Origin of the sequence: Dokdonia sp. Dokd-P16 (assembly GCF_003095655.1) — a bacterium.
GTDB lineage: Bacteria > Bacteroidota > Bacteroidia > Flavobacteriales > Flavobacteriaceae > Dokdonia.
This window is the reverse complement of the sequence record NZ_CP029151.1, coordinates 1,110,059-1,136,713: the sequence shown is the minus strand read 5'-3', so window position 1 is coordinate 1,136,713 and position 26,655 is coordinate 1,110,059. Positions and strand designations below refer to the sequence as shown.

The 26,655-nt window shown below is 36.7% G+C and carries 28 protein-coding genes; 14 read left to right on the top strand and 14 right to left on the bottom strand.

Annotated elements, in window-relative coordinates:
- Nucleotides 1–22 precede the first annotated feature (22 nt).
- Complete coding sequence (gene pckA, locus DCS32_RS05060; RefSeq protein WP_108877276.1) at nt 23–1,636, top strand: phosphoenolpyruvate carboxykinase (ATP); 1,614 nt, start codon at nt 23–25, stop codon at nt 1,634–1,636.
- A 140-nt stretch (nt 1,637–1,776) separates the two neighbouring features.
- Here the strand turns inward: pckA and DCS32_RS05055 are convergent, their stop codons facing one another.
- The 5 genes from DCS32_RS05055 to DCS32_RS05035 all read right to left on the bottom strand — a co-directional run bounded on the left by DCS32_RS05055 (nt 1,777) and on the right by DCS32_RS05035 (nt 5,753).
- Nucleotides 1,777–2,661 (bottom strand): DMT family transporter, encoded by an 885-nt coding sequence (locus DCS32_RS05055; RefSeq protein ID WP_108877275.1) that lies wholly within the window; start codon nt 2,659–2,661, stop codon nt 1,777–1,779.
- 82 nt (nt 2,662–2,743) lie between these two features.
- Nucleotides 2,744–3,310: a gliding motility lipoprotein GldD gene (gldD, locus tag DCS32_RS05050; protein ID WP_108877274.1), complete on the bottom strand. Its 567-nt coding sequence runs from the start codon at nt 3,308–3,310 to the stop codon at nt 2,744–2,746.
- Nucleotides 3,307–4,629, bottom strand: a complete 1,323-nt coding sequence (locus DCS32_RS05045) for a gliding motility-associated protein GldE (protein ID WP_108877273.1) — start codon at nt 4,627–4,629, stop codon at nt 3,307–3,309. Before DCS32_RS05045 ends, gldD begins: the two co-directional genes overlap by 4 nt.
- Before the next feature lie 21 nt (nt 4,630–4,650).
- On the bottom strand, nt 4,651–5,142 hold the full coding sequence (locus DCS32_RS05040; RefSeq protein ID WP_108877272.1) for a single-stranded DNA-binding protein: 492 nt from the start codon (nt 5,140–5,142) through the stop codon (nt 4,651–4,653).
- Nucleotides 5,143–5,351: 209 nt separating this feature from the next.
- Nucleotides 5,352–5,753, bottom strand: a complete 402-nt coding sequence (locus DCS32_RS05035) for a DUF3244 domain-containing protein (protein ID WP_108877271.1) — start codon at nt 5,751–5,753, stop codon at nt 5,352–5,354.
- A 212-nt stretch (nt 5,754–5,965) separates the two neighbouring features.
- On the opposite strand from DCS32_RS05035, the gene DCS32_RS05030 reads away from it, so the two are divergent.
- Nucleotides 5,966–6,838 (top strand): AraC family transcriptional regulator, encoded by an 873-nt coding sequence (locus DCS32_RS05030; protein ID WP_108877270.1) that lies wholly within the window; start codon nt 5,966–5,968, stop codon nt 6,836–6,838.
- Between the two features lie 4 nt (nt 6,839–6,842).
- Here DCS32_RS05030 and mutY read toward each other — a convergent pair whose 3' ends face one another.
- The gene (gene mutY / locus DCS32_RS05025; RefSeq protein WP_108877269.1) at nt 6,843–7,898 is read right to left on the bottom strand and encodes an A/G-specific adenine glycosylase; all 1,056 of its coding nucleotides are present in this window, start codon (nt 7,896–7,898) and stop codon (nt 6,843–6,845) included.
- 128 nt (nt 7,899–8,026) lie between these two features.
- Here mutY and DCS32_RS05020 point away from each other — a divergent pair, with 128 nt between their 5' ends.
- The 3 genes from DCS32_RS05020 (at nt 8,027) to DCS32_RS05010 (ending at nt 10,758) form a co-directional block, all read left to right on the top strand.
- A complete protein-coding gene (locus DCS32_RS05020) occupies nt 8,027–8,317 on the top strand; it encodes an HU family DNA-binding protein (protein WP_013750876.1) in 291 nt (96 codons plus the stop codon).
- A gap of 325 nt (nt 8,318–8,642) precedes the next feature.
- The gene (locus DCS32_RS05015) at nt 8,643–10,193 is read left to right on the top strand and encodes a ribonuclease E/G (RefSeq protein ID WP_108877268.1); all 1,551 of its coding nucleotides are present in this window, start codon (nt 8,643–8,645) and stop codon (nt 10,191–10,193) included.
- Between the two features lie 37 nt (nt 10,194–10,230).
- Complete coding sequence (locus tag DCS32_RS05010; RefSeq protein ID WP_013750878.1) at nt 10,231–10,758, top strand: regulatory protein RecX; 528 nt, start codon at nt 10,231–10,233, stop codon at nt 10,756–10,758.
- On the opposite strand, the gene DCS32_RS05005 is transcribed toward DCS32_RS05010, so the two are convergent.
- Both DCS32_RS05005 and DCS32_RS05000 read right to left on the bottom strand, forming a co-directional pair.
- On the bottom strand, nt 10,755–11,561 hold the full coding sequence (locus DCS32_RS05005) for a hypothetical protein (RefSeq protein WP_108877267.1): 807 nt from the start codon (nt 11,559–11,561) through the stop codon (nt 10,755–10,757). The genes DCS32_RS05010 and DCS32_RS05005 overlap by 4 nt on opposite strands.
- A 50-nt stretch (nt 11,562–11,611) precedes the next feature.
- Nucleotides 11,612–11,854: a hypothetical protein gene (locus tag DCS32_RS05000; RefSeq protein ID WP_108877266.1), complete on the bottom strand. Its 243-nt coding sequence runs from the start codon at nt 11,852–11,854 to the stop codon at nt 11,612–11,614.
- Nucleotides 11,855–12,144: 290 nt separating this feature from the next.
- On the opposite strand from DCS32_RS05000, the gene DCS32_RS04995 reads away from it, so the two are divergent.
- A complete protein-coding gene (locus DCS32_RS04995; RefSeq protein ID WP_204161801.1) occupies nt 12,145–12,324 on the top strand; it encodes a RecX family transcriptional regulator in 180 nt (59 codons plus the stop codon).
- Here the strand turns inward: DCS32_RS04995 and DCS32_RS04990 are convergent.
- From DCS32_RS04990 to DCS32_RS04980, 3 genes are all read right to left on the bottom strand, one after another.
- A complete protein-coding gene (locus DCS32_RS04990; protein ID WP_239057565.1) occupies nt 12,321–14,960 on the bottom strand; it encodes a carboxypeptidase-like regulatory domain-containing protein in 2,640 nt (879 codons plus the stop codon). The two genes, DCS32_RS04995 and DCS32_RS04990, sit on opposite strands and share 4 nt — an antisense overlap.
- Nucleotides 14,961–15,023: 63 nt before the next feature.
- Nucleotides 15,024–15,797, bottom strand: a complete 774-nt coding sequence (locus DCS32_RS04985; protein ID WP_108877264.1) for a GLPGLI family protein — start codon at nt 15,795–15,797, stop codon at nt 15,024–15,026.
- A gap of 858 nt (nt 15,798–16,655) precedes the next feature.
- Entirely contained in the window at nt 16,656–17,141 is a 486-nt protein-coding gene (locus DCS32_RS04980) for a PAS domain-containing protein (RefSeq protein ID WP_108877263.1), read from the bottom strand.
- Nucleotides 17,142–17,305: 164 nt separating this feature from the next.
- Here DCS32_RS04980 and DCS32_RS04975 point away from each other — a divergent pair, with 164 nt between their 5' ends.
- The 8 genes from DCS32_RS04975 to DCS32_RS04940 all read left to right on the top strand — a co-directional run bounded on the left by DCS32_RS04975 (nt 17,306) and on the right by DCS32_RS04940 (nt 24,049).
- Nucleotides 17,306–17,959 (top strand): metal-dependent transcriptional regulator, encoded by a 654-nt coding sequence (locus DCS32_RS04975; RefSeq protein ID WP_013750882.1) that lies wholly within the window; start codon nt 17,306–17,308, stop codon nt 17,957–17,959.
- A 21-nt stretch (nt 17,960–17,980) separates the two neighbouring features.
- Nucleotides 17,981–18,772, top strand: coding sequence for a transporter (locus DCS32_RS04970; RefSeq protein WP_108877262.1), 792 nt, complete (start codon nt 17,981–17,983; stop codon nt 18,770–18,772).
- A 6-nt stretch (nt 18,773–18,778) separates the two neighbouring features.
- Nucleotides 18,779–19,696, top strand: coding sequence for a metal ABC transporter solute-binding protein, Zn/Mn family (locus tag DCS32_RS04965; RefSeq protein ID WP_108877261.1), 918 nt, complete (start codon nt 18,779–18,781; stop codon nt 19,694–19,696).
- A gap of 119 nt (nt 19,697–19,815) precedes the next feature.
- Nucleotides 19,816–20,604 (top strand): metal ABC transporter ATP-binding protein, encoded by a 789-nt coding sequence (locus tag DCS32_RS04960; protein ID WP_239057564.1) that lies wholly within the window; start codon nt 19,816–19,818, stop codon nt 20,602–20,604.
- Between the two features lie 129 nt (nt 20,605–20,733).
- Nucleotides 20,734–21,099 carry a four helix bundle protein gene (locus DCS32_RS04955; protein ID WP_108877260.1) on the top strand — a complete coding sequence of 122 codons (366 nt, stop codon included), beginning with the start codon at nt 20,734–20,736 and terminating at the stop codon, nt 21,097–21,099.
- A 191-nt stretch (nt 21,100–21,290) separates the two neighbouring features.
- On the top strand, nt 21,291–22,403 hold the full coding sequence (locus DCS32_RS04950; RefSeq protein ID WP_108877259.1) for a metal ABC transporter permease: 1,113 nt from the start codon (nt 21,291–21,293) through the stop codon (nt 22,401–22,403).
- The gene (locus DCS32_RS04945) at nt 22,403–23,560 is read left to right on the top strand and encodes a metal ABC transporter permease (protein WP_108877258.1); all 1,158 of its coding nucleotides are present in this window, start codon (nt 22,403–22,405) and stop codon (nt 23,558–23,560) included. Before DCS32_RS04950 ends, DCS32_RS04945 begins: the two co-directional genes overlap by 1 nt.
- 84 nt (nt 23,561–23,644) lie before the next feature.
- Nucleotides 23,645–24,049, top strand: coding sequence for a hypothetical protein (locus DCS32_RS04940; protein ID WP_108877257.1), 405 nt, complete (start codon nt 23,645–23,647; stop codon nt 24,047–24,049).
- On the opposite strand, the gene DCS32_RS04935 is transcribed toward DCS32_RS04940, so the two are convergent.
- The 3 genes from DCS32_RS04935 to DCS32_RS04925 are packed head-to-tail and all read right to left on the bottom strand — an operon-like array spanning nt 24,046 to nt 26,584.
- The gene (locus DCS32_RS04935) at nt 24,046–24,186 is read right to left on the bottom strand and encodes a FeoB-associated Cys-rich membrane protein (protein ID WP_108877256.1); all 141 of its coding nucleotides are present in this window, start codon (nt 24,184–24,186) and stop codon (nt 24,046–24,048) included. The two genes, DCS32_RS04940 and DCS32_RS04935, sit on opposite strands and share 4 nt — an antisense overlap.
- 37 nt (nt 24,187–24,223) lie before the next feature.
- Nucleotides 24,224–26,350 (bottom strand): ferrous iron transport protein B, encoded by a 2,127-nt coding sequence (feoB, locus tag DCS32_RS04930; RefSeq protein ID WP_108877255.1) that lies wholly within the window; start codon nt 26,348–26,350, stop codon nt 24,224–24,226.
- Nucleotides 26,351–26,353: 3 nt separating this feature from the next.
- Nucleotides 26,354–26,584 carry a ferrous iron transport protein A gene (locus tag DCS32_RS04925; protein ID WP_108877254.1) on the bottom strand — a complete coding sequence of 77 codons (231 nt, stop codon included), beginning with the start codon at nt 26,582–26,584 and terminating at the stop codon, nt 26,354–26,356.
- Nucleotides 26,585–26,655 lie beyond the last annotated feature (71 nt).

Genomic DNA, 26,655 nt, shown 5'->3' with positions numbered 1-26,655 from the left:
AAACAACACAAAACTCATTGTTATGGTCGCAGATAGCTTAGCTTCGAAGACACTTTCATTAGAAAAATTAGGCATCAAAAATGCCAAAATCAACTACCAACTCTCCCCTGAGAAACTACACGAAATAAGCGTAGAAAATGATATGGGAACTACTGCGTCCTCTGGCGCACTAGCAGTAAACACTGGTACTTTTACAGGACGATCACCTTTAGATCGCTTTATTGTAAAAGATGCCAAGACAGAAGATAAAGTCTGGTGGGGTAACATTAACCTCCCATTTGGTGAAGAAGCTTTTGCAAAATTAAAAGCAAAAGTAGCCAACTATCTTTCTGAAAAAGAAATCTACGTGCGAGACAGTTATGCTTGTGCAGATGAGAATTACAGACTAAATATACGAGTGATAAACGAGTATCCTTGGTCAAACATGTTTGCTTATAACATGTTTCTTCGCCCTACGGTTGAAGAACTTAAAACATTTGATCCAGAGTGGACTATTCTTAATGCTCCTGGATTTCTAGCAGATCCTGAAGTAGATGGGACTCGCCAGAGTAACTTTGCAATTCTTTCATTTACAGAAAAGACAATCATTATAGGTGGAACTGGTTATACTGGTGAAATCAAGAAAGGAATCTTTTCTGCATTGAACTTTATCCTTCCTGTAGAGAAGGAAACATTACCTATGCACTGTAGTGCAAACGTAGGGGATAATGGAGAGACTGCAATTTTCTTTGGACTTTCTGGTACTGGAAAAACAACACTTTCGGCAGATCCTGAGCGTAAGCTTATAGGAGATGATGAGCACGGATGGACTAAGGAAAACACCATCTTTAACTTTGAAGGAGGTTGCTATGCAAAGGTGATTAACCTGTCTAAGGAAAATGAGCCAGATATCTTTAATGCTATCAAGCCAGGAGCAATACTAGAGAATGTAATTCTTGATGATAATGGTAATGTAGCTTTTGAAGATACTTCTATCACACAAAATACACGTGTGAGTTATCCTATTAACCACATTGATAATATTCAAGAGCCTTCTGTAGGGAAGAATCCTAAAAACATTTTCTTCTTAACAGCAGATGCTTTTGGAGTATTGCCTCCTATCTCAAAATTAACACCAGGTCAAGCTGCTTATCACTTTATAAGTGGGTATACTGCAAAGGTTGCTGGAACAGAAGCAGGAGTTACAGAGCCACAACCGTCATTTTCGGCTTGTTTTGGAGCACCATTTATGCCATTACATCCTACTAAATATGCAGAGATGCTTAGTGAGAAAATGAAGGCATCTGGAGTGAATGTATGGCTTATAAACACTGGATGGACTGGCGGACCTTATGGAGTAGGATCACGTATGAAACTTAAGTACACACGTGCTATGATCAAGGCAGCGATGAATGGAGAGTTACCACAAGAGACTTCTCATGATCACTACCATGTACACTCTGTTTTTGGACTAGCGCAACCACGCACATGCCCAGGAGTACCTACAGAGGTATTATCACCTAGAGCAACTTGGAATAACGATGAAGGATACTATGCCACTGCAAACAAGCTTGCGAGATCTTTTAAAGATAACTTCAAGAAGTTTGAAGAGTATGCAAGTGAAGAAATAATGAATGGACAACCACCATTAGGGTAGTTGAAAAGATAGTTTAGTTGATGAAAGCGATTTGCAGTAATGTAAGTCGCCTTTTTTTGTGCGCTTTCGCGAAAGTTAGCTAGTAATCTTTATGAGATTTTTAAAGCTAGAGGCTTTTATTTCAATCGAATCAGATTTAGTTAGACCTTTCTTTTCCCCGTATTCCCAATATAAACGCCAGTAAGGATAATCAGTGTAGCAATAACCTGAAGACTTGTAAATGCTTCTCCATCTAGTAATCCCCAAGTCACAGAAATAATAGGCATTAAGTAGGTTACAGAGGAGGCAAACACTGGGTTGCTTATCTGTACTAGCTTGTTAAACATCACTTTTGCAATGGCAGTCCCAAAAATAGAAAGCAGCACAATGTAGCCGATGGATTGCTGTATTGTGGTATCTGTGGTTAAAGGAAGTTCAAAAAAATCTGAGTAAAATAGTATGATGAGTGCAGGTATGATTAAGAAAACAAAGTTTCCTGCAGCAATAGCTAGTGCGCTTACATCTTGAAGGTGGCGTTTTATAATATTTACATTAAGCGCATACAGGGATGATGCTATGATTACTAGTGAAGCGTACCAGTAATTTTGCTCTTCATTTATTTGAGCACCTATATAAATGAGTGCCCCAGCGCCTATAAGTCCTAAAAGAACACCTATGAACTGTTGTTTGATAAATTTGGCTCCAAATAGTAGTATTCCAAAAACAAACGCAAGTAGTGGTACACTAGAATTTAAAATTCCTACTACGGCGCTATCAATCTCAGTTTCGGCAAAAGCGAAGAGAAACACGGGTATACCAGTTCCTAGCAATGCAGAAACTCCTATCCATTTCCAAGCTAACTTATTTATGCTTTTCAAACTTTTCCATCCAAATAGTAACAGAACAAATGCGGAGAATAAGATTCGTAAAGCTCCTAGTTGTAGTGGTTCTAGGCCTACTAGCCCTTTTTTGATAAGGATAAACGAACTTCCCCAAATAATGGATAGTACGACAAGGTATATCCACTTGAGTGAATTATTTGGCATTGCTTGAATTTAGAAATGCAAAGTTCGGTAATAACTTATTAGGAATATGAGAAGTTTTCGCGAAAGCGAACTCTAAAGAAGGCTACTGTGATTCTTTCCACTTAATGCTTTCCATCAAGTGCCTAATATCGTTCTTAAGATACATAGCCGCAGGATAAATACTATCATAGTTAGGCTTTGTATTGAAGTAAATAGATCCGGTTAAAAAGTGTGTGGTGCTGTCTGTGATATAAAACTGTGACTGCGAGGCTGCATCTCCTTTAATGTCGTAAAACATCCCGTAAGCGCCTTGCTCTTGGTTTATATACTTCTCTTCTATAATGTCATCTGCCTTGCGCACATGCTCATAAGTGAGCTTTTGTGCGTCATTGAGTAATGCATTAATGTTATTATTTACTGCTCTATATGTCAAGAATACACTCCCATTAAGCGATGGATAGTCAATGACAGCAGAGCAATTATCTTTATAGCGCACTTTACCTAGTGAGTTGAGGTCAAAATTATAATCACAATCTGATGCGGTAAATGTATATGACGGTCTAGGGTATGATAAACTGAGCTGTCCCTTAGGTTTAGGCAATGTATCGCCACCGCAAGATGCCAGTAAAGTAGCTGTAAGAATTGATATTATGAATGCAGGAAACCTCACGATTTTATAGTGAATTTAATCTGTTTAATACGTTTTTTGTCAAGTGCCTCTATGGTAAACGTGTAGTCTTGATATATTATTACCTCATTCTTGCGTGGGAATCCTCCCGAGACTTCTAGCACAAAACCAGCAATAGTCTCGGCCTCACCTTTTTTATTTTCAAAAATAGTGGTTTCTTCAAGTTTTATGATACGGTAAAAATCTTTGAGAGATGTTTTTCCGTCAAAAATCCAATTGTGCTCATCAAGTTTAGAATAGATGATGTTTTCATCATCAAACTCATCTGCGATGTCTCCTACAATTTCTTCTATAATATCTTCTAGAGAAATCAAGCCGCTTGTACCACCATACTCATCTACTACGATGGCGAGGTGGTTTTTCTTTTCTTTAAACTCTGCAAGAAGGTCATCTAACTTTTTGTTTTCTGGGACAAAATACGGTTCGCGTATAAGCTTTGCCCAGTCAAATTCTTTCTCGTTAAGATGAGGAAGCAAGTCTTTTACATATAGAATTCCCTCAATGGTATCTATACTTTCAGAAAAGACAGGAATACGAGAGAAGCCGTTTTCTGTAATTTGTTTTAGAATAGATGTATAATCATCCTCTTTATTGAGTGCAAATACATCCATTCGAGGTCGCATCACTTGCTTTGTATCTGTGTTTCCAAAGGAAACAATACCCTTTAAAATCTTCTGCTCCTCTTTTGTGGTATCTTCTTCACTTGTAAGTTCTAGTGCTTGCGATAGCTGGTCTACATTAAAGCTAGTTTTTTGCTCTCCTAGTTTTCTTTGTATCCATAAAGTTGCAGCGCGCATAGGGCTGCTTAAAGGTGTAAAAATCACATCAAGTACACGGAGTGGATATGCTACAAGTGCTGCAAATTTCTTGTTATTACGGTTTGCATAAATCTTAGGAAGGATCTCACCAAAAAGTAAAATTAAGAACGTAATAAGCACTACTTCCAGCAAAAAACGTAGTGGAATACCAAAAATATCTGCTGTGATATTTGCAAATATTACTTCGCCCAGACTGGCAAAGAGCAGTACAATCGCAATATTGATGGCATTATTTGCAACAAGAATTGTTGCGAGAAGCTTTTTAGGTTTAGTGAGAAGCTTTTTTACAATGAGCATCTTTCTATCTGCGACTTGCTCTTCTGTTTCTAGAAGATCACTAGGTGATAGTGAGAAAAAAGCAACCTCGGCGCCACTTATCAGTGCAGAGCACATGAGTAACACTATAAGGACTGCAATACTTATGATAGTAGTGGGGTCTACACTAATTAATAATATAAATAAGGGTTCGGGATCAGGGTCCAAAAGTTTGATAGTTTAGTTAAATTAAAATGGCAAATCATCTACATCACTAGTGTCTGTAGAAGGCTGTGCTGGTTGTGCCGGCTGGTTAGGGTTGTAAGGTTGTGCTTGAGGACGTGCTGCTTGTACAGGTTGTTGTGCTTGTTGTCCACCTCCTTGTGACTGCCCTTGGTTTTCACCTTTAGGAGTAAGAAAAGTAAACTCTTGGCACTGGATCTCTGTAGAGTATCTGTCCATTCCTTTATCGTCTGTCCACTTACGAGTCTTTAGACGTCCTTCTACATATACTTTGTCACCTTTTTTGAGGTACTTCTCGCAAATTTCGGCAGCTTTATTGCGCACTACGATGTTGTGCCACTCCGTATTGCTTACGCGTTCACCTGTGGTGCGATTTACGTATTCCTCATTAGTCGCCAGCGGAAAACGTCCTATACAATTACCACCCTCAAAGTAGTTCATCTTTACATCATCTCCCGTGTGACCTATTAAGATCACTTTATTGATTGTTCCTGCCATAATTTCAAATGTAGTAAATATAGCAATGCAAGTGTGTTATGCTTTCGCGAAAATATGCTCTCATTTACCATTATCTACTATTACTAAAAACGTTCTTTTCTTGAGATAATGGGGTTGTTACTGAAAATAAATAAACAAAAAAATCCCTAGACGAACTACCATCTAGGGATAACTAAGCATACTAATTGTTTACTGCGAGTAAACGTATTTTATAGTATTTCAAACTCTTTGCTAAAGCTCTTTTTTTCGTTTCCGATATGGATAGTGTAATATCCCTTGTAAGCCCCTGTAAAGTTAAAAGTCTTGCTTACCGAAGCTTCTCCGTCAATCTCTTTTGAGTAAACGATACGGTTAAGTCCATCTCTCACTTCTAGCTTGATACGTTGTAACTCTGGATTAGAAAAACTCACATATACCATGTCTGTTCCTTCTGTAAAAACATCTTTGTCTATTGCATTAGACGCTTTTTTAATTTTATCACCTGGATTTGAAGTCTTAATTAAAAGCTCAGGTTGTACGTCATAATGTGTCATCTCACTAGTAGCTGCAAATGTTGTAGTAGCAGTAAATAATAAAAATGCAATTGCTGAAAATTTTAGTGTCTGTTTCATAACTGTTGATTTAAGTAATTGATTAATTATTTATTATGGTACAAACATACGGTGGTTATTAAGGGATCACCACTGCTAATTGTGCAGCAATATGTTCATTTTTAACCTACAGTATGGTTAATAGGGGTGTGTGTGTTAATTTAGAACACATTTAAGGTAAATTAATGTAGTTTTCATTTTGTAGTCATTTATAAATTTGTAAAAAAAAGGCCATGCTTCTGCATAAACCCACTTTTGAATCTATTACTCCAGATTTTGGAAACTCATTTACGTATCAACGGTTTGATGAGCATCATATTAATGATAACAGTCTGTGGCATTATCACCCAGAGATTGAGCTAGTTTATGTAAACGGTGGTACAGGAAGACGACAGGTGGGAAGTAACTTGTCTTATTATACATGGGGTACACTTATTCTTGTAGGTAGTAATTTACCTCATTGTGGTTTTACAGATGAACTCACGGGTAATAAGAGTGAGACTGTAATACACATGAAAACAGATTTTCTAGGAGATACTTTTTTTGACCTTCCAGAAATGGCGTCAATTAAAAGACTTTTACAAGTAGCACAACGCGGGATTGTTTTTTCTGGAGAGACTAAAAAGAGAGTAGGGGCAATGATGGAAGAGATGGAGGATCAATCAGATTTTAATCGTCTCATAACTCAAATAACTGTATTAAATGAGCTGGCAACCACAAAAGAGTTTAGAATATTAAATGCAGATGGCTTCTCATTACTCTCTGATGTAAAAGATAATAACCGCATTAATGAGGTTTTTAATTATGTGAAAACTCATTTTAAAGAAGAAATTCCTCTAGAAGAAATGGCAAATATTACAAACTTGACCATTCCATCATTTTGTCGCTATTTTAAAAAGATTACTCATAAAACATTTACGCAGTTTGTAAATGAGTATCGACTCGTGCACGCATCTAGACTCCTAGCGGAGCAACCCATGAGTATTACCCAAGTGTGCTATGAGAGCGGCTTTAATAACTTCTCCCACTTTAATAAAAAGTTTAAAGCCTTCACTGGCCAGAACCCTTCAGATTATAGAAAGGAGCTTAAGACTGTGTTAGAATAATGTACTACTGAGGTAGAAACTCTTCTAAAAATCTACCTATCAATATAGGTACAGGAAAATCTTTTATAGTTGCTAGGGGTGTTCCTTCTGTTCCAGTGGCTACCACATCAACCACCCAGAAAGTAGTATGTAGATGCTGGTGAGATAATTTGTGAACGATTGGTTTTTCATTAAATCTTACAACCTCTTTAATATTCATTCCCTTAGCTTGCTTTGAAGATGTAACGCTTTCGCGAAAGCGGGATTCTTCACCATCAGTAAGCGCAGCATCAAGTTCAATTACTGGAAATTCATAAAGTCCTTGCCATATTCCTTTTCCGGTGCGTTGCTGTATTAAGGTTTGTCCATCTTTATCTCTAAAGACAAGATAGTTGAGGTAGCGATTACGCACTTTAGTTTTTTTGAGCTTTACAGGGAGTTGAGAAACTTTGTTCTTTTGTAATGCTACGCACTTATCATTATATATACAATGCAGGCAGTATGGATTTTGAGGTTTACATTGTATCGCGCCGAATTCCATAATGGCTTGGTTAAAATCTGCTGGGCGTTTTACATCTATGAGCTCTTGAGCGAGCGCTTTAAACTCTTTAATGCCAGGCGTGCTATTTATGGGCGTGTCTATGCCGTACACCCTAGATAGTACTCTATATACATTACCATCTACTACTGCTGTAGGCTCATTAAAACTTATGCTGGCAATAGCGCTTGCGGTGTAGTCACCTACTCCTTTTAATTTTTTAATTTCTTCATATGTGTTTGGGAAGACTCCGCCATAATCATTTACAATAATTTGAGCAGATGCGTGTAGGTTTCGGCCGCGTGAATAATAGCCTAATCCTTGCCAAAGTTTAAGCACTTCCTCTTCGGTTGCATTTGCAAGATCTTGTACTGTAGGAAATGACTTTGTAAAAGCCAAATAATAGGGTAATCCTTGCGCTACTCTCGTCTGTTGAAGTATAATTTCTGAGAGCCAAATCTTATAAGGGTCCTTAGTATTGCGCCATGGCATATCGCGTTTATGTTCTAAGTACCAAGCTATGAGTTTGTTAGAAAATGACAATGTAAAATAGGGTTTTACACAAAGCTAGATGTTATGTATCTATTTTTTAAAAGATTATGTTTGATTCTTTGTTATTATAATCCCTATATTTGCAGTCTTGAATTTTTAACCCCTAAATATTTGACATTATGACTAAAGCTGATATCGTAGCTAAAGTTTCTGAGAAACTAGGTATCGAAAAAAATGACGTGCAAGCAACTATTGAATCTTTCATGGAAGAAGTAAAAACTTCTTTAGAAGGTGGAGATAACGTGTACTTAAGAGGATTCGGTAGCTTTATTATCAAAACCAGAGCGGAAAAAACAGGTAGAAATATTTCAAAAAATACGACTATCAAAATACCAGCACATAATATTCCAGCGTTCAAGCCTGCTAAAGTTTTTGTAGAAGGTGTAAAAACGAACGTTAGTGTAGACTAATAAGTAATTAAAAACTATCATTTTTATGCCAAGCGGTAAAAAAAGAAAAAGACACAAGGTAGCGACTCACAAACGTAAGAAAAGACGTAGAGCAAATCGCCACAAGAAGAAAAAGTAGTCTTAAGACTACTTTTTCTTTTATTACACCCTCTGGGTGTAATTCTGCGTTCATTGACATTGCAATAACAGCACTACCCGCACCTACGGTACGTCATTATTGCACCGGTATTTATTACACAACGTATGCGCATGGCATACACCACAATCTGTAATGAATTAAAATTATCAACCATCCCGATAGCTATTGGGATAAAATTACTACACAGTGAATAAAGAATTGATCATTAGATCTAGTTCCTCCGTAGTTGATTTTGCCTTATTAAAAGATGGAAAACTTATTGAGCTTCATAAAGAAGAAGATAAAAATAAGTTTAACGTAGGTGATATTTATATCGCAAACGTAAGAAAGACCGTTTCTGGTCTCAATGCCGCATTTGTAAATGTGGGCTATGAGAAAGATGCATTTTTGCATTACCATGACCTCGGTCCTAAACTTCCTACGCTTCAGAAATACATAAAAAGTGTTACTACAGGTAAATTAAAAGACTATTCCTTACAAAATTTCACCTTTGAGAAAGACATAGACAAAAACGGTAAAATTGCCGAAGTTCTTAAGTCTAAACAAAGTGTACTTGTACAGATTGCAAAAGAACCTATCTCGACCAAAGGACCTCGTATAAGTAGCGAGCTGTCTATTGCTGGACGTTATATTGTTCTCGTTCCTTTTTCTGACCGCATCTCTATCTCACAAAAGATTGAGAGTAAAGAAGAAAAAGCACGTCTTAAGAGACTTGTTACAAGTATCAGACCTAAAGGGTTTGGCGTTATCGTACGTACAGTAGCTCAAGGTGTAAAAGTTGCAGAACTAGACAAAGACCTGCAAAATCTAGTGGACAAATGGACCACTATGAGCAAAAAAATTCCAAACGCTCACCATCCTAGCAAAGTTCTAGGAGAGATGAATCGTGCATCGTCTATCCTGCGGGATATTTTTAACGATAGCTTCACGAGCATCACTGTAGATGATGAGACGTTGTATTATCAAATTAAGGATTACTTAAGCGAGATTGCTCCACACAAGGAGAATATTGTAAAATTATATAATAACCAACTGCCTATTTTTGAGAAATTTGGAGTAGAGAGACAGATTAAAACGTCTTTTGGCCAAACAGTATCAATGAGCCGTGGTGCTTATCTTGTAATTGAACACACAGAAGCCCTGCACGTTGTAGACGTAAACAGTGGTAACAGATCAAATAAAGCCAAAAGTCAAGAAGACACTGCACTTGAGGTAAACATGATCGCCGCTTCAGAAATTGCACGTCAGCTTAGCCTCCGTGATATGGGAGGAATTATCGTAGTCGATTTTATCGATATGGGTAAAGCTGAACATCGCCGTGAGTTATTTAATCACCTCAAAGATGAGATGAAAGATGACCGCGCAAAACACAAAATCTTACCTCCTAGTAAATTTGGACTTATCCAGATCACTAGGCAGCGAGTACGTCCAGAAATGAACATTAAGACCCGTGAAGAAAATCCTAACGGTGGTACTAATGAGATAGAAGCTCCTATTGTAATTGTAGAGAAACTTCAAGGACAGCTCAACCGCATATTAAAATCTGGAACAAAGAAGGTGACGCTACATGCACACCCATTTGTAGCAGCCTATTTAACAAAAGGCTTCCCGTCCATACGATCTAAATGGTTTTTAGATCACAAGAAGTGGGTAAAAGTAATGCCACGAGATGCATACACGTATCTTGAGTATAACTTTACAGACGCTTCTGGTAAGGATATTAAGATTGAAAATTAGTAAAAACCCCATTCTCTTTTGAGGATGGGGTTTTTTTATGCCCTTTTGTAAAAATGGTATCCTTGCAAACAAGTACTTTTGCTTAGTGCAACAACCCGTTAAAACATATACTGTAGAAGAAGCAAAGCGTAAGCTGGAAGCCTACTGCGCTTACCAGGATCGCTGCCATAAAGAAGTCGCTCAAAAGTTACGAGACATGCGTATGATACCAGATGCGATAGATGTGGTTATAGGTCATTTACTAGAGCACAACTTTTTGAACGAAGAGCGTTTTGCAAAAGCCTTTGCGAGGGGTAAATTTCGTCATAAGAGCTGGGGAAGGACAAGAATCACTCGCGAACTCAAACAACGCGGCATAGGGGCTTATAATCTTAAAACAGCCCTACTTGAGATAGAAGACGAGGAGTATGATACGGTTTTTAATACGCTTTCGCGAAAGCGTTATGAACAACTCTCCTCAGAAACCGATAAATACCGCAAGCGCAAAAAACTAGCAGACTACCTTACCTACAGAGGTTGGGAAGGTGATCTTGTGTATGAAAAGGTAAAGGAGCTGGTACCTTAAAAGTTAACTACCTCTAAACCGAAAGAAGCACGTGTAAAACCATCTGTCAGTTTGAGACGTGTCCAAATTTTCTTTTTAAATAATAAAGAGGTCACTAAAAGGCCTTCTAATTCATTATCAACCAACGTGTAGCCGAAGTCAGCTTCGTTATCTTCCCCTAGCCACTCTAATCCAATATAGACACCATCCTTAGGGAATATTATTTTCTCCCCAGAAATATCAATTTCTAAGTTGCCTTTCCTTTTATTCAATTTTTTTATTATAGATTTTGATAATAGTTCAATTTTAGGTTTCATACTTGCAGAATCTATTGTAAATAAATGTGCTCGCACATATAAACTATCTCTTTTACTTGAACGTATATTAAAAATAAGCTTATTTATGATAGTTTGCGATTGGTTAGGATTGGAAATAAGCTGAACCAAAATAGGTCCAGATATTTGAGAACCTAAATATTTTGTTTTTTTTGAATTAGAAAATCCTAACAAATCATTTTTCGTAGATTCAAGAATAATTTCTGGTAATTGTTCAGTCTTTTTATTTAGATATATTGTGTCATTTATATTATTTGTAAAAATATCTTTAGTGTGGTATCCTAAGTTGCTAATGGATATTTTTTCGCTATTATCAAGAGTTTTGATATTCACTACTCCATTTATGTCGCTTATCGAACCTCGATTGCTTGTAGAATAATATATAGAACTAAATGAAACTGGATTTTTAGAAATACTATCTAGAATACAAACTTTTTTTTCTTGGCTATATAAATTTAATGAAAAAAGAATAATTATAAAAAATTTCATAAAATAAAGATTAATCCCGCAATTAATATTGCGGGATATTTATTCAAAAATTAAGGAGCCATGTCGCTGCAGTCAATTGATAGTGATGATAATTCTGATCCCATTTTTATCCAAAACGCATAAGACGTGGTGGTGCAGGTAGTTACTACACATCCGTTATCTCCAGAGGTTGAACACTCTGTTGTGCTACCCCAAAAAGGAACACGTTGTTGTGTGTTTTCTTCTTTATTTTGAAATGATGTAAGTGACAATGCCATTAATATAACAAGCATTATTGGTATAATTTTTTTCATTAGTATAATTTTAAAAATAAATTCTCAAATATTTTTTAATGTCGTGTTCAAGATTACCGACAGAAGAGTTATACAAGAGTTCATGTACTGCGCAATAAATGCACTCTTGCGTAACTTCTAGTATACTAGATGATTAATCAATTGCAATGTAGTAAATTCCTACAGATGCATTTTACGGATTTCCTTTATTTCGACTAATTAAAGGCAAATCAACTATGCGTTTTTTTTTTTTTAACACTATTAAATAGCTGAAAAACAGATATTTATGATTAACTTAAAAAGTTAAAGTTTTGTTAATAAAAGTAAAAAAATGTCCAGCTAGTTGCGTTACGCTTTCGCGAAAGCGTTATGAACAACTCTCCTCAGAAACCGATAAATACCGCAAGCGTAAAAAACTTGCAGACTATCTTACCTACAGAGGTTGGGAAGGTGATCTTGTGTATGAAAAGGTGAAGGAGCTGGTGCCTTAGAAACGATAACTCAGTTTTAATAATGCATATCTAGGTAAAAGGCGATACTCCGTGGTGGAAGAGCCTATGTCGCTTATGGAGAACTCCCTGAAGATTTTTGTATTAAACAGATTCTTAGCAGAGAGGGAAAGGCTCACTTTATTCTTTTTAATGTCATAGGTGGATGTGAGATCTGCAAAATAATAAATATTGTCACTTGAAAGATTTCCGAAAAAGTAACGCTCCGTTTGCACTTGCACATTAAATTTTTCATTTAAAATAAATGAGAGATCAAGAAAGCTTTCATTATTTGTAAAGTCGTTCTTAAATCCTGCGCTACGTATGCTATTTGTTCTCCAAGTAGTGCCTATGTGATAATTAAATATGCCAGAAAAACCACTGCGCAACTCTAATCCATAACTGTAATTATCTGATGTAACCTCTCGCGTAGGGGAATCATTAACCACATTCTGAAAGTTAGTAGAGGAGTAGGAGATTTTTGCTTTTAAATTTGACTTTATTATTTTTAAATAATTATCTAGAGAGAGATTTGCACTGAGAAGCTCTTGATCTTTTAGTAATATTTTTTCTGATAGTGTGAAGTCTTGTGTTATTGTTCTATTAGTAGATAAAAAATCAAATGACTTTGCGTAGGTTACAAAAGCAGTTGCAAAGAATCGATCACTCCAGTTACCCAGCTCATATGATAATGATAAGTTAGAAGCATCTAGTTGATTAAATGCGCCTGTACCTCTAGAAAAACTTCTAAAACCAGTGAGAGCGTAATCATTATAAACTTCTGTAATACCATTATTTCTTCTTGATAATGCACTGGATAAAGTAATTTTATTTTTCTCATTAATCTTTAGGGAGGTAGCAAGCGAGGGGTTTATAAAGAAGATAGTTTCTGCGTTACTTTTGTTCTCTAATATTTTATTATCTAGGCTGTTTGTAATGAGGTGATTTTCTATAGTTCCTGTAATCGACCATTTATTTGAAAATTTGCAAAAATACTTTGCAGATAGATACGTATCATTTACAGTATAATTCAGTTTATTTTGAAAATCTACTGGGGTAATAATTCCATCATTTGTAACAATAGTAAAGTCGCTCTGTAATGATTCCACTCTTAGGGTGTTTCCAACTTTTATCTCAAAAAGATGACCGCTTTCTCTACGATCTAGCCAGTGAGCCTCAGTGCCAAAATACTCATAATTGAGGCTACTTTTCTGACTTATATTGTCCTGCGACTCGGTTTCTTCAAAAAGGGTAAAAAAATTATTTTGATTCACTGTAAACCCTTGCGGAGTTTCTTCTTTTATATACCGTCCCGTAATTAATAGTGCCTTATTGTTTTTAAACTTCTTTGAGTACGCTATTTTTTGATCTAATCTACTATTTGTTTCATCTAGCAGTTGGAGTGTAGGCGTGTTATTAAAAAGTAAGTCAGATTTTTTATCTGCTGCAGCATTGCTATACTTTGATACCACTTCTATACTAGCGGTTTTAGATAAGTCGTAATTGATGTCTAGCTTTCCAAAGAGTGTTACAAAATCACTTTTAAGACTATATTCTTCAGTGTTTGTAAAGTTTGTGCCATTTGCTACAAATGTATCTGTACTGTTTCTGAAGTAGGCGAGCTCATCCCAGTTTGCAAATCCTATAGTTTTAATTTTAAGGTGCTCTGAGGGGTTAAAGATAGCATTGAGAGATATCAACTCTGCATTATTAAACTTAAATCTAGACTCTTTAAAATAAGGAACTCTATTTGATAAATGTATGAGCTTATTACTTTGCTCACTGTCGCCAATACTTCCAGGCTCTCCATAACTAGAAGAGCGTATAAGATGATTTATATCACCCGTAGCGTCGTATCCTACATTATTAAGATTTGTAAAAAAGTAATATTTATTTTTCTTGCCAAAATTTAAGAGATTAGCTCGTGCATCATAACGATCTTGTGACGCCAGACCGTACCCTAGATCAATATTACCAAACCACTGTCGTTTTGCATCTTCATTAAGTGTAAGATTGATTGCGATTTTATCGCTTTCCTCAATGCCTTTGAGCAGTTTATTATTAGAATATCGTTTAAGGATTTCCACCTTCTCTATTGGCGAGGCAGGCATGTTTTTCGTAAGGGTTTTATATCCTTTTTCAAAGAAGTCATCATTTTCTATCATTACTTTTTCTACCTCTTGATTTCCTATTTTTATAGTACCATCATCTGAGATGTTAATGCCAGGTATTTTACGAAGTAAGTCTTCTGCCACTGTTTCTGTGCCGTTTGTAAAGGAAGATGCGTTAAAAATAATGGTGTCTTTGCGCACTTTTATAGGGCGTTCTGCATGGACAATAACTTCTTCAAGAATTTGATTATTAATAGATAATGATACATTTAAGGTTGGTGATTCAGCATCAATTTCAGAAATAACCTGCTGGAAGGCCTTAAATCCTAAACTGCTGAAAATTATAGAGTAATCCTGTTCTAGCTTTTTCAATGATAATTTATACTTCCCATTTTCATCAGCTATGGCATAGGCTATAATGATATCAGTATTCAGCTCATTAACAATTACACTGGATAACGGGAGAGGATTACCTAGCTCATCTGTAATCACTCCAGTAAAAGTCACTTGGCTATAACTAGAAGACATAAAGAAATGGCAAAAGAATAGTATAAGGAGCCATCTACCCATCATTACGTTCTACTTTTATTATTAATTATTGTACCATTCTAGTTGCAAGGTTTTGCAATCATCACAATCAGAGCTAGCTTTTAGGGGCTGAGATCCCTTAGCTGCTTTACTATTAATCCGTGCCAGCAATTCATTGTTTAATCTTTCTTTTTCTAGCAAAAAGGCTGGAATAGAAAGTAGGTTACGTTTTTCTGGAATTTCAAATTCATTTATGGTATCTCCTAGTGCTATTTTAGATGCGGTAATTCTAAATTTGCTGTTTTCTTCTTCTACCTCTAGAATTAGACCTGGGAGCCCTCTAAATTTCCAGGGTCCATAATTGTAAGGAATTTGTAATGCATACCATGCATAATAGATACGACCCCTATATAAAACTTTTGCTTTTTTACATAGGAAAGAACCTATGAGTTTGGTTTTGTCAATGAGTTCCCAATTAAAAGTGATTTTGTCTTCTACATATAGTGGTTCATCAAACCAGATCTCTCTATAAGTAAATCTACCTTCTTTATAGTGATAATATTGCTGTGAAATATTGGAACGTCCTACGATAATAGATCGTGTCGTTTCATTACCCTGTTGGTTGCTTTTCTCCTGATTAGATTTTTTTTTGCCAATATTCTCCAAGTATAAAGATTGATTTTTGTCAAAGTATAAGCTATAATCTTCTTCATATAAATAAGCAAGATTAGTTTCTTGGTGGTAAGTAACTATTCCTGAAATGTCAATGCTTTGCGCCCCTAGATTAAATCCGCTACATACAAATACTAATAATAAATAGATTCTATAATTTTTCATACCAATATAATATTGAGTCTCTTAGGCATACTCACCTAAGAGACTCATTATTTAGTGAATTAATTTTTGGCAATTACAACTACCTCATTCAAAACAGTACCACAGTCAAAATACATCCACGCAGTACAACTTATTTGTTGACCGTTGCGATACGTACAGGTTCTGCGCCTACATTGTCTGTCGTCAACCTGTTCCTCTTCAAGCAAGTCATAAAACTCAATAGAAGTTTCGATCTTTTGTTTGGATGTAACTGTTGTAAAACTAGAGAAAGTAAAAACTATCGCTAGTAATAGAAATGTTTGTTTTATAATAATAAGTTATAAATTTAATCTCAATGTATATTTAAAGTCATCCTCAAGATTACCGACATAAAGGTTATACAAGAGCTTATCTACTGCGCAATAAATGCACTCTTGTGTAACTACTAGTATACTAGATGATTAATCAATTGCAATGTAGTAAATTTCTACAGATGAATTTTACGGATTTCCTTTATTTCGACTAATTAAAGGCAAATCAACTATCCGTTTTTTTTTTTTTTTACCAACTTAGTGTACTGTATATCAATAATTTGTAAGCATTTAGTAGATGTGTTAATTTTTATGGATTTTCGTGATATTAGTATAAATAATTGTTTTTCATATCATTTTAAACGCTTGTAAACTTTAAAAAATAGATAGATTAGGATTTTTGTCTTGCATATTGTAGCCAATAGGGCTATCGTGTTTTACAAGGGTATTCATTTTCGCGAAAGCATAACAAAACAAAAAACCCACAAGTAAAACATGTGGGTCAAGTTTAAACAAATGTCTTTAGTTAAGTCTTGTTTATCAGCAGTAAACAGAAGATAAGAAAATATTAAGCTACACGTGCTTTCTTTTCAAGAGCCATGAAGTGTGTGAGTTCTTGATCCTTATTAAAAAGAGGTATGATTTTTATATCACAGAGATATGGCGTGCCGTCTTTTTTGTAATTAAGTAATTGCTTGACTACAGGTTTTTCAAGACGTAGTGATTTGCTTATAACTTTCTTGGTTTCTTTTGAGGTTTCTGGTCCTTGTAAAAAACGAGGGTGTTTACCTACAGCATGATTTCTTGGGTAGCCAGTCATTTCCGTAAAACCACCATTCACCCATTGGATAACTTGGTCACGATCTGTTACTACAATCGTAGTAAAATCTTCTGTCGCTAGTAGCGAAGTGTCAAAATCCCAATGATACTTTGAGATGAAATTTTCCACCTGAGAATAATCAAGTTCTCTAGCAGCTTTAATAGCTCTAGTGACTAGATATTCTGAAAAAATATCCCACGATTGTAGGGGAGCGGTGACTTTTACTCTTTGCATCTTATGATAGTTTGGATAAATATAGCAAAGTGATGTCCAGTACAATTATTTAAAACATTAATTAACACAAACGTTTAAGGTACATTAGTTTAGTTATAATATTTAGTCTAGACTAAATATATTTTTTTACTACTCTACTTCTGTTTCCTACCTTTGATAAATATATGTACACACTAGCAGAAGAAAATTATCTTAAAACAATCTTCCACCTTGAACAAGAATTTAACAAGGAGGTAAGCACAAACGCACTTGCAGAAACAATGCAGACTAAAGCGTCTAGTGCAACAGATATGGTGCAAAAACTTGCAGACAAGGGTTTGGTTTCTTACCGAAAATATAGAGGTGCCCGCTTATCAAAAGAAGGCGAGAAAGCAGCTATTTATATTGTACGTAAACACAGGCTTTGGGAAGTTTTTCTGGTGGAAAAACTCAATTTCCAGTGGGATGAGGTACACCATATTGCAGAACAATTAGAACATGTAAACTCTACGGAGCTTATTAATCGCTTAGACAAATTTCTTGACTATCCAGACTACGATCCGCATGGAGATCCTATTCCAGATAAAAATGGAAATATAAAAAGTGCTATAAAAAAGTTGCTGTCAGAATTAAATAAGGGCAATACCGGCCAGCTCGTGGGAGTACGAGAAACGTCGGCAGAGTTTCTTCAATTTTTAGATAAAAGAAACATCGCAATAGGGGCAACTATAAAAGTACTAGGGCGAGAGTTCTTTGACGGCTCGATGGTGATACAAGTAAAAAAAGAACAGTTTTTTATTTCCAAAAAGATAGCAGATAACCTATATATCCAGATTTAATAATTACCAAAATCAATAACCTTGAAACAAATTTTTACGCTTACAACAGTATTACTTTTCTCAATGTGCACACAACTAGCGGCACAAAAGACAGAAACTCAAATAGGTCTCGTCACAGATCGCCCGGATGCAACAGAGTCACCTACGGTAGTACCTAAAGGAAGTTTGCAAGTTGAAACAGGAGCATATACGACCACTTTTGAGGAGAATAATATAGAAGAACGCGTGTGGGGTTATAATACTACGCTACTCCGTTATGGGATACTAGATAATCTCGAGCTTAGAGTGGGATGGGCGTACCAAGAGGTAGAAACAAATATCAATGATCAAGAAATAAGTAGCCTTAACGGGATGTCTCCATTACTTTTTGGTGCAAAAGTAGCTATAGCAAAAGAAGATGGCTGGAAACCAGAAATAGGTTTAATAGGTCATTTATTTCTTCCATTTACAGCAAGTACAGACTTTAAGCCAGAATTTACTAGTGCAGATTTTCGCTTTGCATTTAATCATACACTTGGTGAACGATCAGGAATAGCCTACAATATAGGTGGCCAGTATGGTGGAGACTCCCCGGAGCTAGCATATGTTTATACGTTTGCATATGGCTATGCAATTACAGATAAACTTGGTGCTTATGCAGAAGTTTATGGGGATCTTCCAGAAGATAATCGTGCAAATCATTTTTGGGATGCAGGTCTTACATATGCCATCGCTCCTCTAGTGCAACTTGATGCAACTATAGGTAAGAGCATTACAGATGGTCAAGATTTATTAATAAGTGCAGGAGTTAGTTTTAGAATAGATAAAAAATAAGAAATAATGAAACAGAGTCTATATATAGTAATTGTCATTTTCGCTTTAAGCGTGATTAGTTGCAAGGGTGAGAAAGAAAGTAATGGCAAATTGAATGTAGTTGCTACCACCTCCATGATTACAGATCTTGTAAAAAATATAGGAGGCGATCTTATTAATCTAGAAGGTTTGATGGGCGCCGGTGTAGATCCTCACTTATATAAAGCAAGTGCTGGTGATGTGACAAAACTTGCTGGTGCAGATGTAATTTTCTATAATGGGCTACACCTAGAAGGTAAGCTTGTGGAGGTTTTTGAAAAGATGAACGCAACTCAAGTTACCCAAGTACCTCTGGGGGAATCTCTAGATAAAAATACGCTCATAGGTTCAGATTATTTTGCGTCTAACTATGATCCTCATGTGTGGTTTAATATTCAGTATTTTAAGCAATTTGCAACAGAGGTGGTAAGTACGCTTTCGCGAAAGGATCCTCAGAACGCAAAAAGCTACGAAATAAATGCTGAAGCTTACCTAGCACAGTTAGATGCACTAGAAGTAGAGGTTAAAGCTACAATAGCTACGCTCCCAGCCGAAAAAAGGATTCTCGTTACGGCTCACGATGCCTTTAACTATTTTGGGAAGAGTTACGGTTTTGAAGTAGTAGGGTTGCAAGGACTATCTACCGCTACCGAAGCAGGAGTTAAGGACGTACAGCGTCTTTCTCAATTTATAATTGACAATAAAGTAAAAGCCATTTTTGTAGAGAGCTCTGTACCTAGAAGAACGATAGAAGCATTGCAAGCAGCCGTGCAATCTAGAGGACAAGAAGTAGTGATAGGTGGTTCTTTATATAGTGACGCACTAGGTAATGCGGGAAGTGTAGAGGGAACATACATAGGGATGTTCAAATACAACGTGACTACAATTGTAGAAGCTTTAAAATAGAAGAACAGAAAAAATAGGTAAAGAATAAGGAAATACGAGTTTATAACTATACACTAACTTATAAGCATCTCTATTTCGATTGTACAGATAGTACCCTTTTCCTATATGAAGCGAAAAACATGAGAGAGAATTTAAGTAATAGATTACAATCTTCTCCCCTTGGTGGAGATCAAGAGGGGAATATAGCCATTCGCGTAGACGACCTTACGGTTGCATATAACTACAAGCCGGTTCTTTGGGATATAGATCTGGAAGTGCCAGAAGGAGTGCTTATGGCTATTGTGGGGCCTAACGGTGCAGGTAAGTCTACGCTTATAAAATCTATACTTGGTATTATAGATCCCATTGCTGGGAGCGTTTCTATCTATGGAAAACCCTATGATAAGCAGCGCAAGCTTGTGGCATACGTTCCTCAAAAGGGAAGTGTAGATTGGGATTTTCCCACCACGGCACTTGATGTGGTAACTATGGGAACCTACGGAAAGTTAGGCTGGATAAAACGTCCTGGAACTAAGGAAAAAAGAGCAGCACTAGAAGCACTGGAAAAAGTAGGTATGCTTCCTTTTAAAGGAAGACAAATAAGCCAACTATCAGGAGGACAGCAGCAGCGTGTTTTTCTTGCGCGAGCACTAGTGCAAGATGCAGCAATCTATTTTATGGATGAGCCTTTTCAAGGAGTAGATGCCACTACAGAAATTGCTATTATCAATATTCTTAAAGAATTACGTAAAGCAGGAAAAACAGTAGTAGTAGTACATCACGATTTACAAACAGTACCAGAATATTTTGACTGGGTGACTTTTTTAAACGTCAAGAAAATTGCTACAGGACCTGTGAAAGATATTTTTAATGATGATAATCTCACCAAGACTTATGGAATTAACTATAAGGTTGCGGTAAATAAATAGTATGTAGGCGGTAGGACGTTCCTGCGGAACTGTTAGGACGCGATGCTTGTAGTATAAGTTGTTTGCGTTGCTTTTATTGCTAAAAATAAGGTTGGAACATGATGTTGATTAAATATAAAAATTACTAAGATGGAAAATGTAGTATTCAATTTTGAAAAATTGAGTGTTTATCAGAAAGCACTAGACTTTATTGACGCAGCTGATGCGTTGATTGATACTTTTCCACAAAAAGAGAGGTATCGGTTATCGAGTCAATATGGTAGGGCGGCTCTTTCTATAGCATTAAATATAAGCGAGGGTCACGGTGATACAAATAAGCAATTCAATAGGTATTTAAATATGGCTTGGGATTCTCTTAAGGAATGTGTTACGTGCTCTACCGTAGCAACTAGAAAGAAATATATTTCTCAAGAACAGAATGATAATACTAGAAAACAATTACAAGAAATCGCGAAAATGATAATGGGCTTAAAGAAAAGTCTAAAATTGGATTAGATTTTTTCACTACAAGTGAAGCGTCCTACAAGCACTAGCGGTGCACCCTAAGTCCTACAAACTATGATAAGAAATCGCAAAAATGATAATGGGCTTAAAGAAAAGTCTAAAATTGGATTAGAGTTTTCACTACAAGCGAAGCGTCCTACAAGCACCAGCGGTGCATCCTAAGTCCTACAAACTAATAACACATGGAACTCTCAGAATATTTCTCTCAACTCTTCTCTGACTATACCCTCAGAACCATCACGCTGGGTACAGCTATACTTGGTGCTATTTGTGGTATGCTTGGTAGTTTTGCAGTACTTAGAAAGCAAAGTTTACTTGGTGATGCCATCTCTCATGCTGCGCTGCCTGGTATTGCTATTGCTTTTTTAATCACAGGTACAAAGGATACAAATGTGTTGCTGTTAGGAGCTTTAGTAAGCGGACTTATTGGCACCTTCTGGATACGTGGGATGGTTACTAAAACTCATCTTAAAAGTGATACAGCCCTAGGACTTGTCTTGTCGTTATTTTTTGGTTTTGGAATGTTGTTGCTTACGTTTATACAGAAACAACCAAATGCAAACCAAGCGGGGCTTGATAAATATCTCTTTGGTCAGGCGGCTACGCTCGTTGAGAAGGATGTGACGTTAATGGCCATTGTGACAGGTATTTGTTTAGTCATCATGTTGCTGTTTTGGAAAGAATTTAAAATATTATTATTTGATGCAGACTATACTAAGACCTTAGGATTTAATACGCGTTTTATAGATATTCTCATTACCTTTTTTATCGTGCTTGCCATTGTACTAGGATTGCAAACCGTAGGCGTGGTATTAATGAGTGCGATGTTACTCGCACCTGCTGCTGCAGCAAGGCAGTGGACAAATAAGCTAAGTGTGATGATTGTACTCGCGGCTATATTTGGTGCGTTTTCAGGAGTCTTTGGGACGGCAATCAGCGCTAGTCAAAACAATTTATCTACAGGCCCAGTGATTGTGCTAGTGGCTAGTGTATTTGTGCTTTTTTCTTTCATCTTTTCTCCTGGGCGAGGCATTCTTTTTAAACAACTACGTAAATATCAAAACAGACGAGATCTGGAACTCCAGAAGACATTGCAGTTTATGTTTGATATTGCAAAAACACATGAAAATATCTCTCACCCTCACGCAATATTAATCTTGAATAATTTTCAAGGATATGCAAAATCTACATTGAAGGAGCTAGAAGAAAAAGAGTGGGTGAAAGTAAAGGGTCAGAACTGGTCGCTTACGAGTAAGGGTTACGATGCGGCTGCAAACTTATATAACAATAACTAATGGATGCACAAATAGAAATACAATTGATTGCCGCAGTAGTAGCCATTGCTTGTGCTATTCCAGGGGTGTTTTTGGTACTACGTAAAATGGCACTTATAAGTGACGCCATTAGTCACTCTATCTTACCGGGAATTGTAATTGGATTTTTTATTACTGAAGATCTTAATTCGCCATTATTGATATTACTGGCGGCTGTAACGGGTGTCATTACTGTTGTGATGGTGGAGTCCATCCAGAAAACAGGATTAGTAAAAGAGGACACCGCTATAGGACTCGTTTTTCCAGCACTCTTTAGCATAGGCGTTATACTCATTGCCAAAAATGCAAACGATGTGCACCTTGATGTAGATGCGGTATTATTGGGCGAACTAGCATTTGCACCTTTTGATAGATTAATAATAGCGGGAACAGATGTAGGACCTAAGTCACTGTGGGTGATGGGGGCAATTTTAAGCATCACTGTGGGAATGCTATTCGCGTTTTTTAAAGAACTTAAGGTGAGTACCTTTGATGCAGGTTTGTCTGCAGCGCTTGGTTTTTCTCCGGTGGTTTTGCATTATGGATTAATGACTATTTCTTCAGTAACGGTTGTTGGTGCTTTTGAAGCGGTAGGTGCAGTTCTTGTAGTGGCACTTATGATTGCGCCGGCAGCAACGGCTTATTTGCTTACATCAGATTTGAAGAAGATGTTAGTGCTTTCGGTGATATTTGGAGTCTTTTCGGCAATTGGTGGTTATTGGATGGCTCATTTTCTCGATGCATCCATCGCTGGGTCTATGACTACTGTTCTTGGTCTCGTATTTCTTACCGTATATTTATTTGCACCTAGTAAAGGACTTATTGCAGTGATGTACAGGCAGCGACAGCAGCGCACAGAAGTATCCTTACTTACATTCTTATTACATCTTAATAATCATGAGGAGGAAAGTGAGAGGCATGTGCAGCATCTCAACGAACATATAAATTGGCAAAAAGTAAGATCTGAAACCGTACTAGAACTCGCTGAAAAAAATAATTTAATTAATATTAGCAGTGATATTGTTTCGCTCACACCAAAAGGGAAAGAGTTTACAGATCTCGCGCTAGAATATATCATCACAAATAAGGATGAGCATATCGAGCATATGAAAGATGATTTTTTCTTATTTAGAGGATAATCTGCAACATGGCATCGCTTTTGGAGTATTTAGAAGTATAAAGCACAAGTGTCTATTTATGTAGGCTGTGTAAAAACTAGCATTATGAAAACCTATTACATCGTTGCGATTATATTTCTTTATTCCGCTTTCGCGAAAGCGCAAGACTCCACAACAGTAGAGGTTCCTAAGATATATTTGAAGGCTTTTCAAGGGCAGTCTACTATTATCGAGGGTACATCTCTGCGATTAGTTGAAGTTCTTGAAGATAGTAGATGTCCAAAAGGTGTAGATTGTATCTGGGCTGGAAATGCTAAAGTGCTTGTAGAAATAACAAGCGAAAGTGGTAAAAAAACCACTAAAGAAATTATACTCAATGGTGGGCGAGTAGCGCCTATATACTCAGAAGATGGTTTTGTAATATCAATTAAGGGGCTAGCTCCGTACCCTACATCTTTATCAAAAATTAAAGCAAGTGATTATTATTTACGAGTAGAAGTGAGTAATTAACATCCACAACTGCCAGTGCCGCAGCCGCTGTCGTCTTTCTTTTTTAAGAAAGCTGGTGTCCATACAAACTTTGTAACTAGATACCCTAGGGCTACTAGAAAAATAAGAATCACGATAATATTTTGTATAAGTTCCATGCGTTCTTAGTAGTTAAATAAGTGTCTAGCTTACAAATTATTTTAAAATCTGGAATGCGGCAAGCGCTGCTACATATGCAATTGCTGTCATCGCTACAAGCTGGATTGCAGGCCACTTCCAGGTGTTTGTTTCTCTTTTTACAATAGCTAGCGTACTCATGCACTGCATTGCAAATGCATAAAAGAGTAATAAGGAAATTCCGCTAGCAAAATTAAATCGTGGTGTTCCAAGCACTGGGTTTATCTCTCCAGCCATACGGTTTCTAATAGTCTCTTCTTCGGCGTCACCTACGCTATATATGGTGGCAAGTGTACCTACAAAGACCTCTCTTGCTGCAAATGAAGTAATAAGAGCAATCCCTATTTTCCAATCGTAACCAAGTGGCTCTACAATAGGCTCTATTGCTTTACCCATATAGCCTATGTAACTATGTTCTAGCTTTTGGCTTGCAACTAGTTTGTTTATTTCTGCTTGGTAAGCTTCCGCATCCGGAAATGTGTTTATGCCTCCTTCTGCTTCTAGTTGTGTTGTTACAATATTTTCTGCTTGATTGAACTTTTCATTAGGTCCAAAGGAAGCTAGTACCCATAATACAATGCTAATAGCAAGGATAATTTTACCTGCATCTACTACAAAGGATTTTGTTTTTTCAAGAACATTTATTCCTACGTTTTTAAGCAGCGGCATTTTATAGTTAGGCATTTCTACTACGAAAAATGACTTGTTTTTTATCTTAAGTATTTTATTGAGAATCCACGCAGAACCTATCGCAGCACCAAAGCCTATGAGATACATGAGCATTAGCGTAAGCGCCTGTAAATTAAAAAATAGAAACTTCTCATCAGGAATCACTAGTGAAATGATAATTAAGTACACAGGCAATCTCGCCGAACAAGTAGTAAATGGAGTAACTAGTATGGTGATTAATCGCTCTTTCCAGTTCTCAATGTTGCGTGTTGCCATAACCGCAGGGATGGCACAAGCAGTTCCAGAAATAAGAGGAACTACAGATTTACCACTCAGTCCAAAACGACGCATCACTCTATCCATTAAGAAAACCACGCGACTCATATAGCCACTTTCTTCTAGTACAGAGATAAATAGGAATAAAAAGGCAATCTGAGGGATGAAAATCACGATTCCCCCAAGTCCAGCAATAATACCTTCTGCAAGAAGATCTGTAAGTTTACCTTCTGGAAGGTTAGTTTGCACCCACTCACTCATACTAGCAAATGCAGTGTCTATAGCATCCATTGGATACTGTGACCAGTCATATATTACTTGAAATATGAGTAGTAATATGGCAAAGAAAATCACGTAACCCCACACCTTATGTGTAAGTATGCGGTCTAAGCGAGTTCTTAAATCTTTTGCATTTTCAATATCTATGGTTTGAGTTTCTCTCAAAACTTCATTGATATACTTATAGCGTACAATCGTTTCTTTTTGCTGTAGTCTTTTAAGATTACTCTCTGACTCAGTTTTAAAAGAAGAGATGGTTTTCATCTCATTACGCTCTAGCTTTCCAAAGTTTACGTCTTGGGTGATTACAAGCCATAACTTGTATAAATCTTGCTTTGGAAAAGCTTTACGTAATCTGTCAAAATATTCTGGAGCAATTACAGAAGCATTAATACAAGGTTCTGTATTGATAGATCTGTACTCGGTGATAAGTTCCTTGAGTTTGTCTATTCCCGTGTTTTTACGGCTACTTATAAGTGCGATTCTTGTTTTAAGGCGCTCTTCCATCTTAGGAATGTCAAGAGAGATTGCCTTGCGCTCCATACGATCTGCCATGTTGATAGCAAGAATAGTTGGGATGCCAAGATCTTTTATTTGAGTAAAAAGAAGCAGGTTACGCTTTAAGTTCTCAACGTCAGATATTACAACCGCAACATCTGGGTAGTCTTTATCATTCTTATTAAGAAGTAACTCTATAACCACATTTTCATCAAGAGACGAAGCATTAAGGCTATATGTACCCGGAAGGTCTAAGATATGTGCTTTTACACCACGATCAAGTTTACAGATACCTTCTTTCTTTTCTACTGTAATCCCTGGGTAGTTACCTACTTGCTGGTTAAGACCTGTAAGATGGTTAAAGACAGAAGTCTTTCCAGTGTTTGGGTTCCCTATGAGGGCAACGTTAATCTGTTTGGCCATAATTTAGGATGGCGTTTCTATAATTATATGAAGAGCCGTTTCTCGGCGTATCGCTAGGTGACTTCCATTCACATCTATATATAGAGGATCAGAAAATGGTGCGAGTTGTATCAATCGTACTTCATTGCCTGGTAGGCAACCCATCTCGAGTAACTTAAGAGGAACTTCGTCTGTCATCACATCTATAATGATAGCGCGTTCTCCTTTTTGTAAATGGGCGACTGTTTTCTTCAATGTTTATTTAGATTGAATTTAGATAACAAAAGTAATGCATTTTACGCTTTCGCGAAAGCGTACGTAATTCC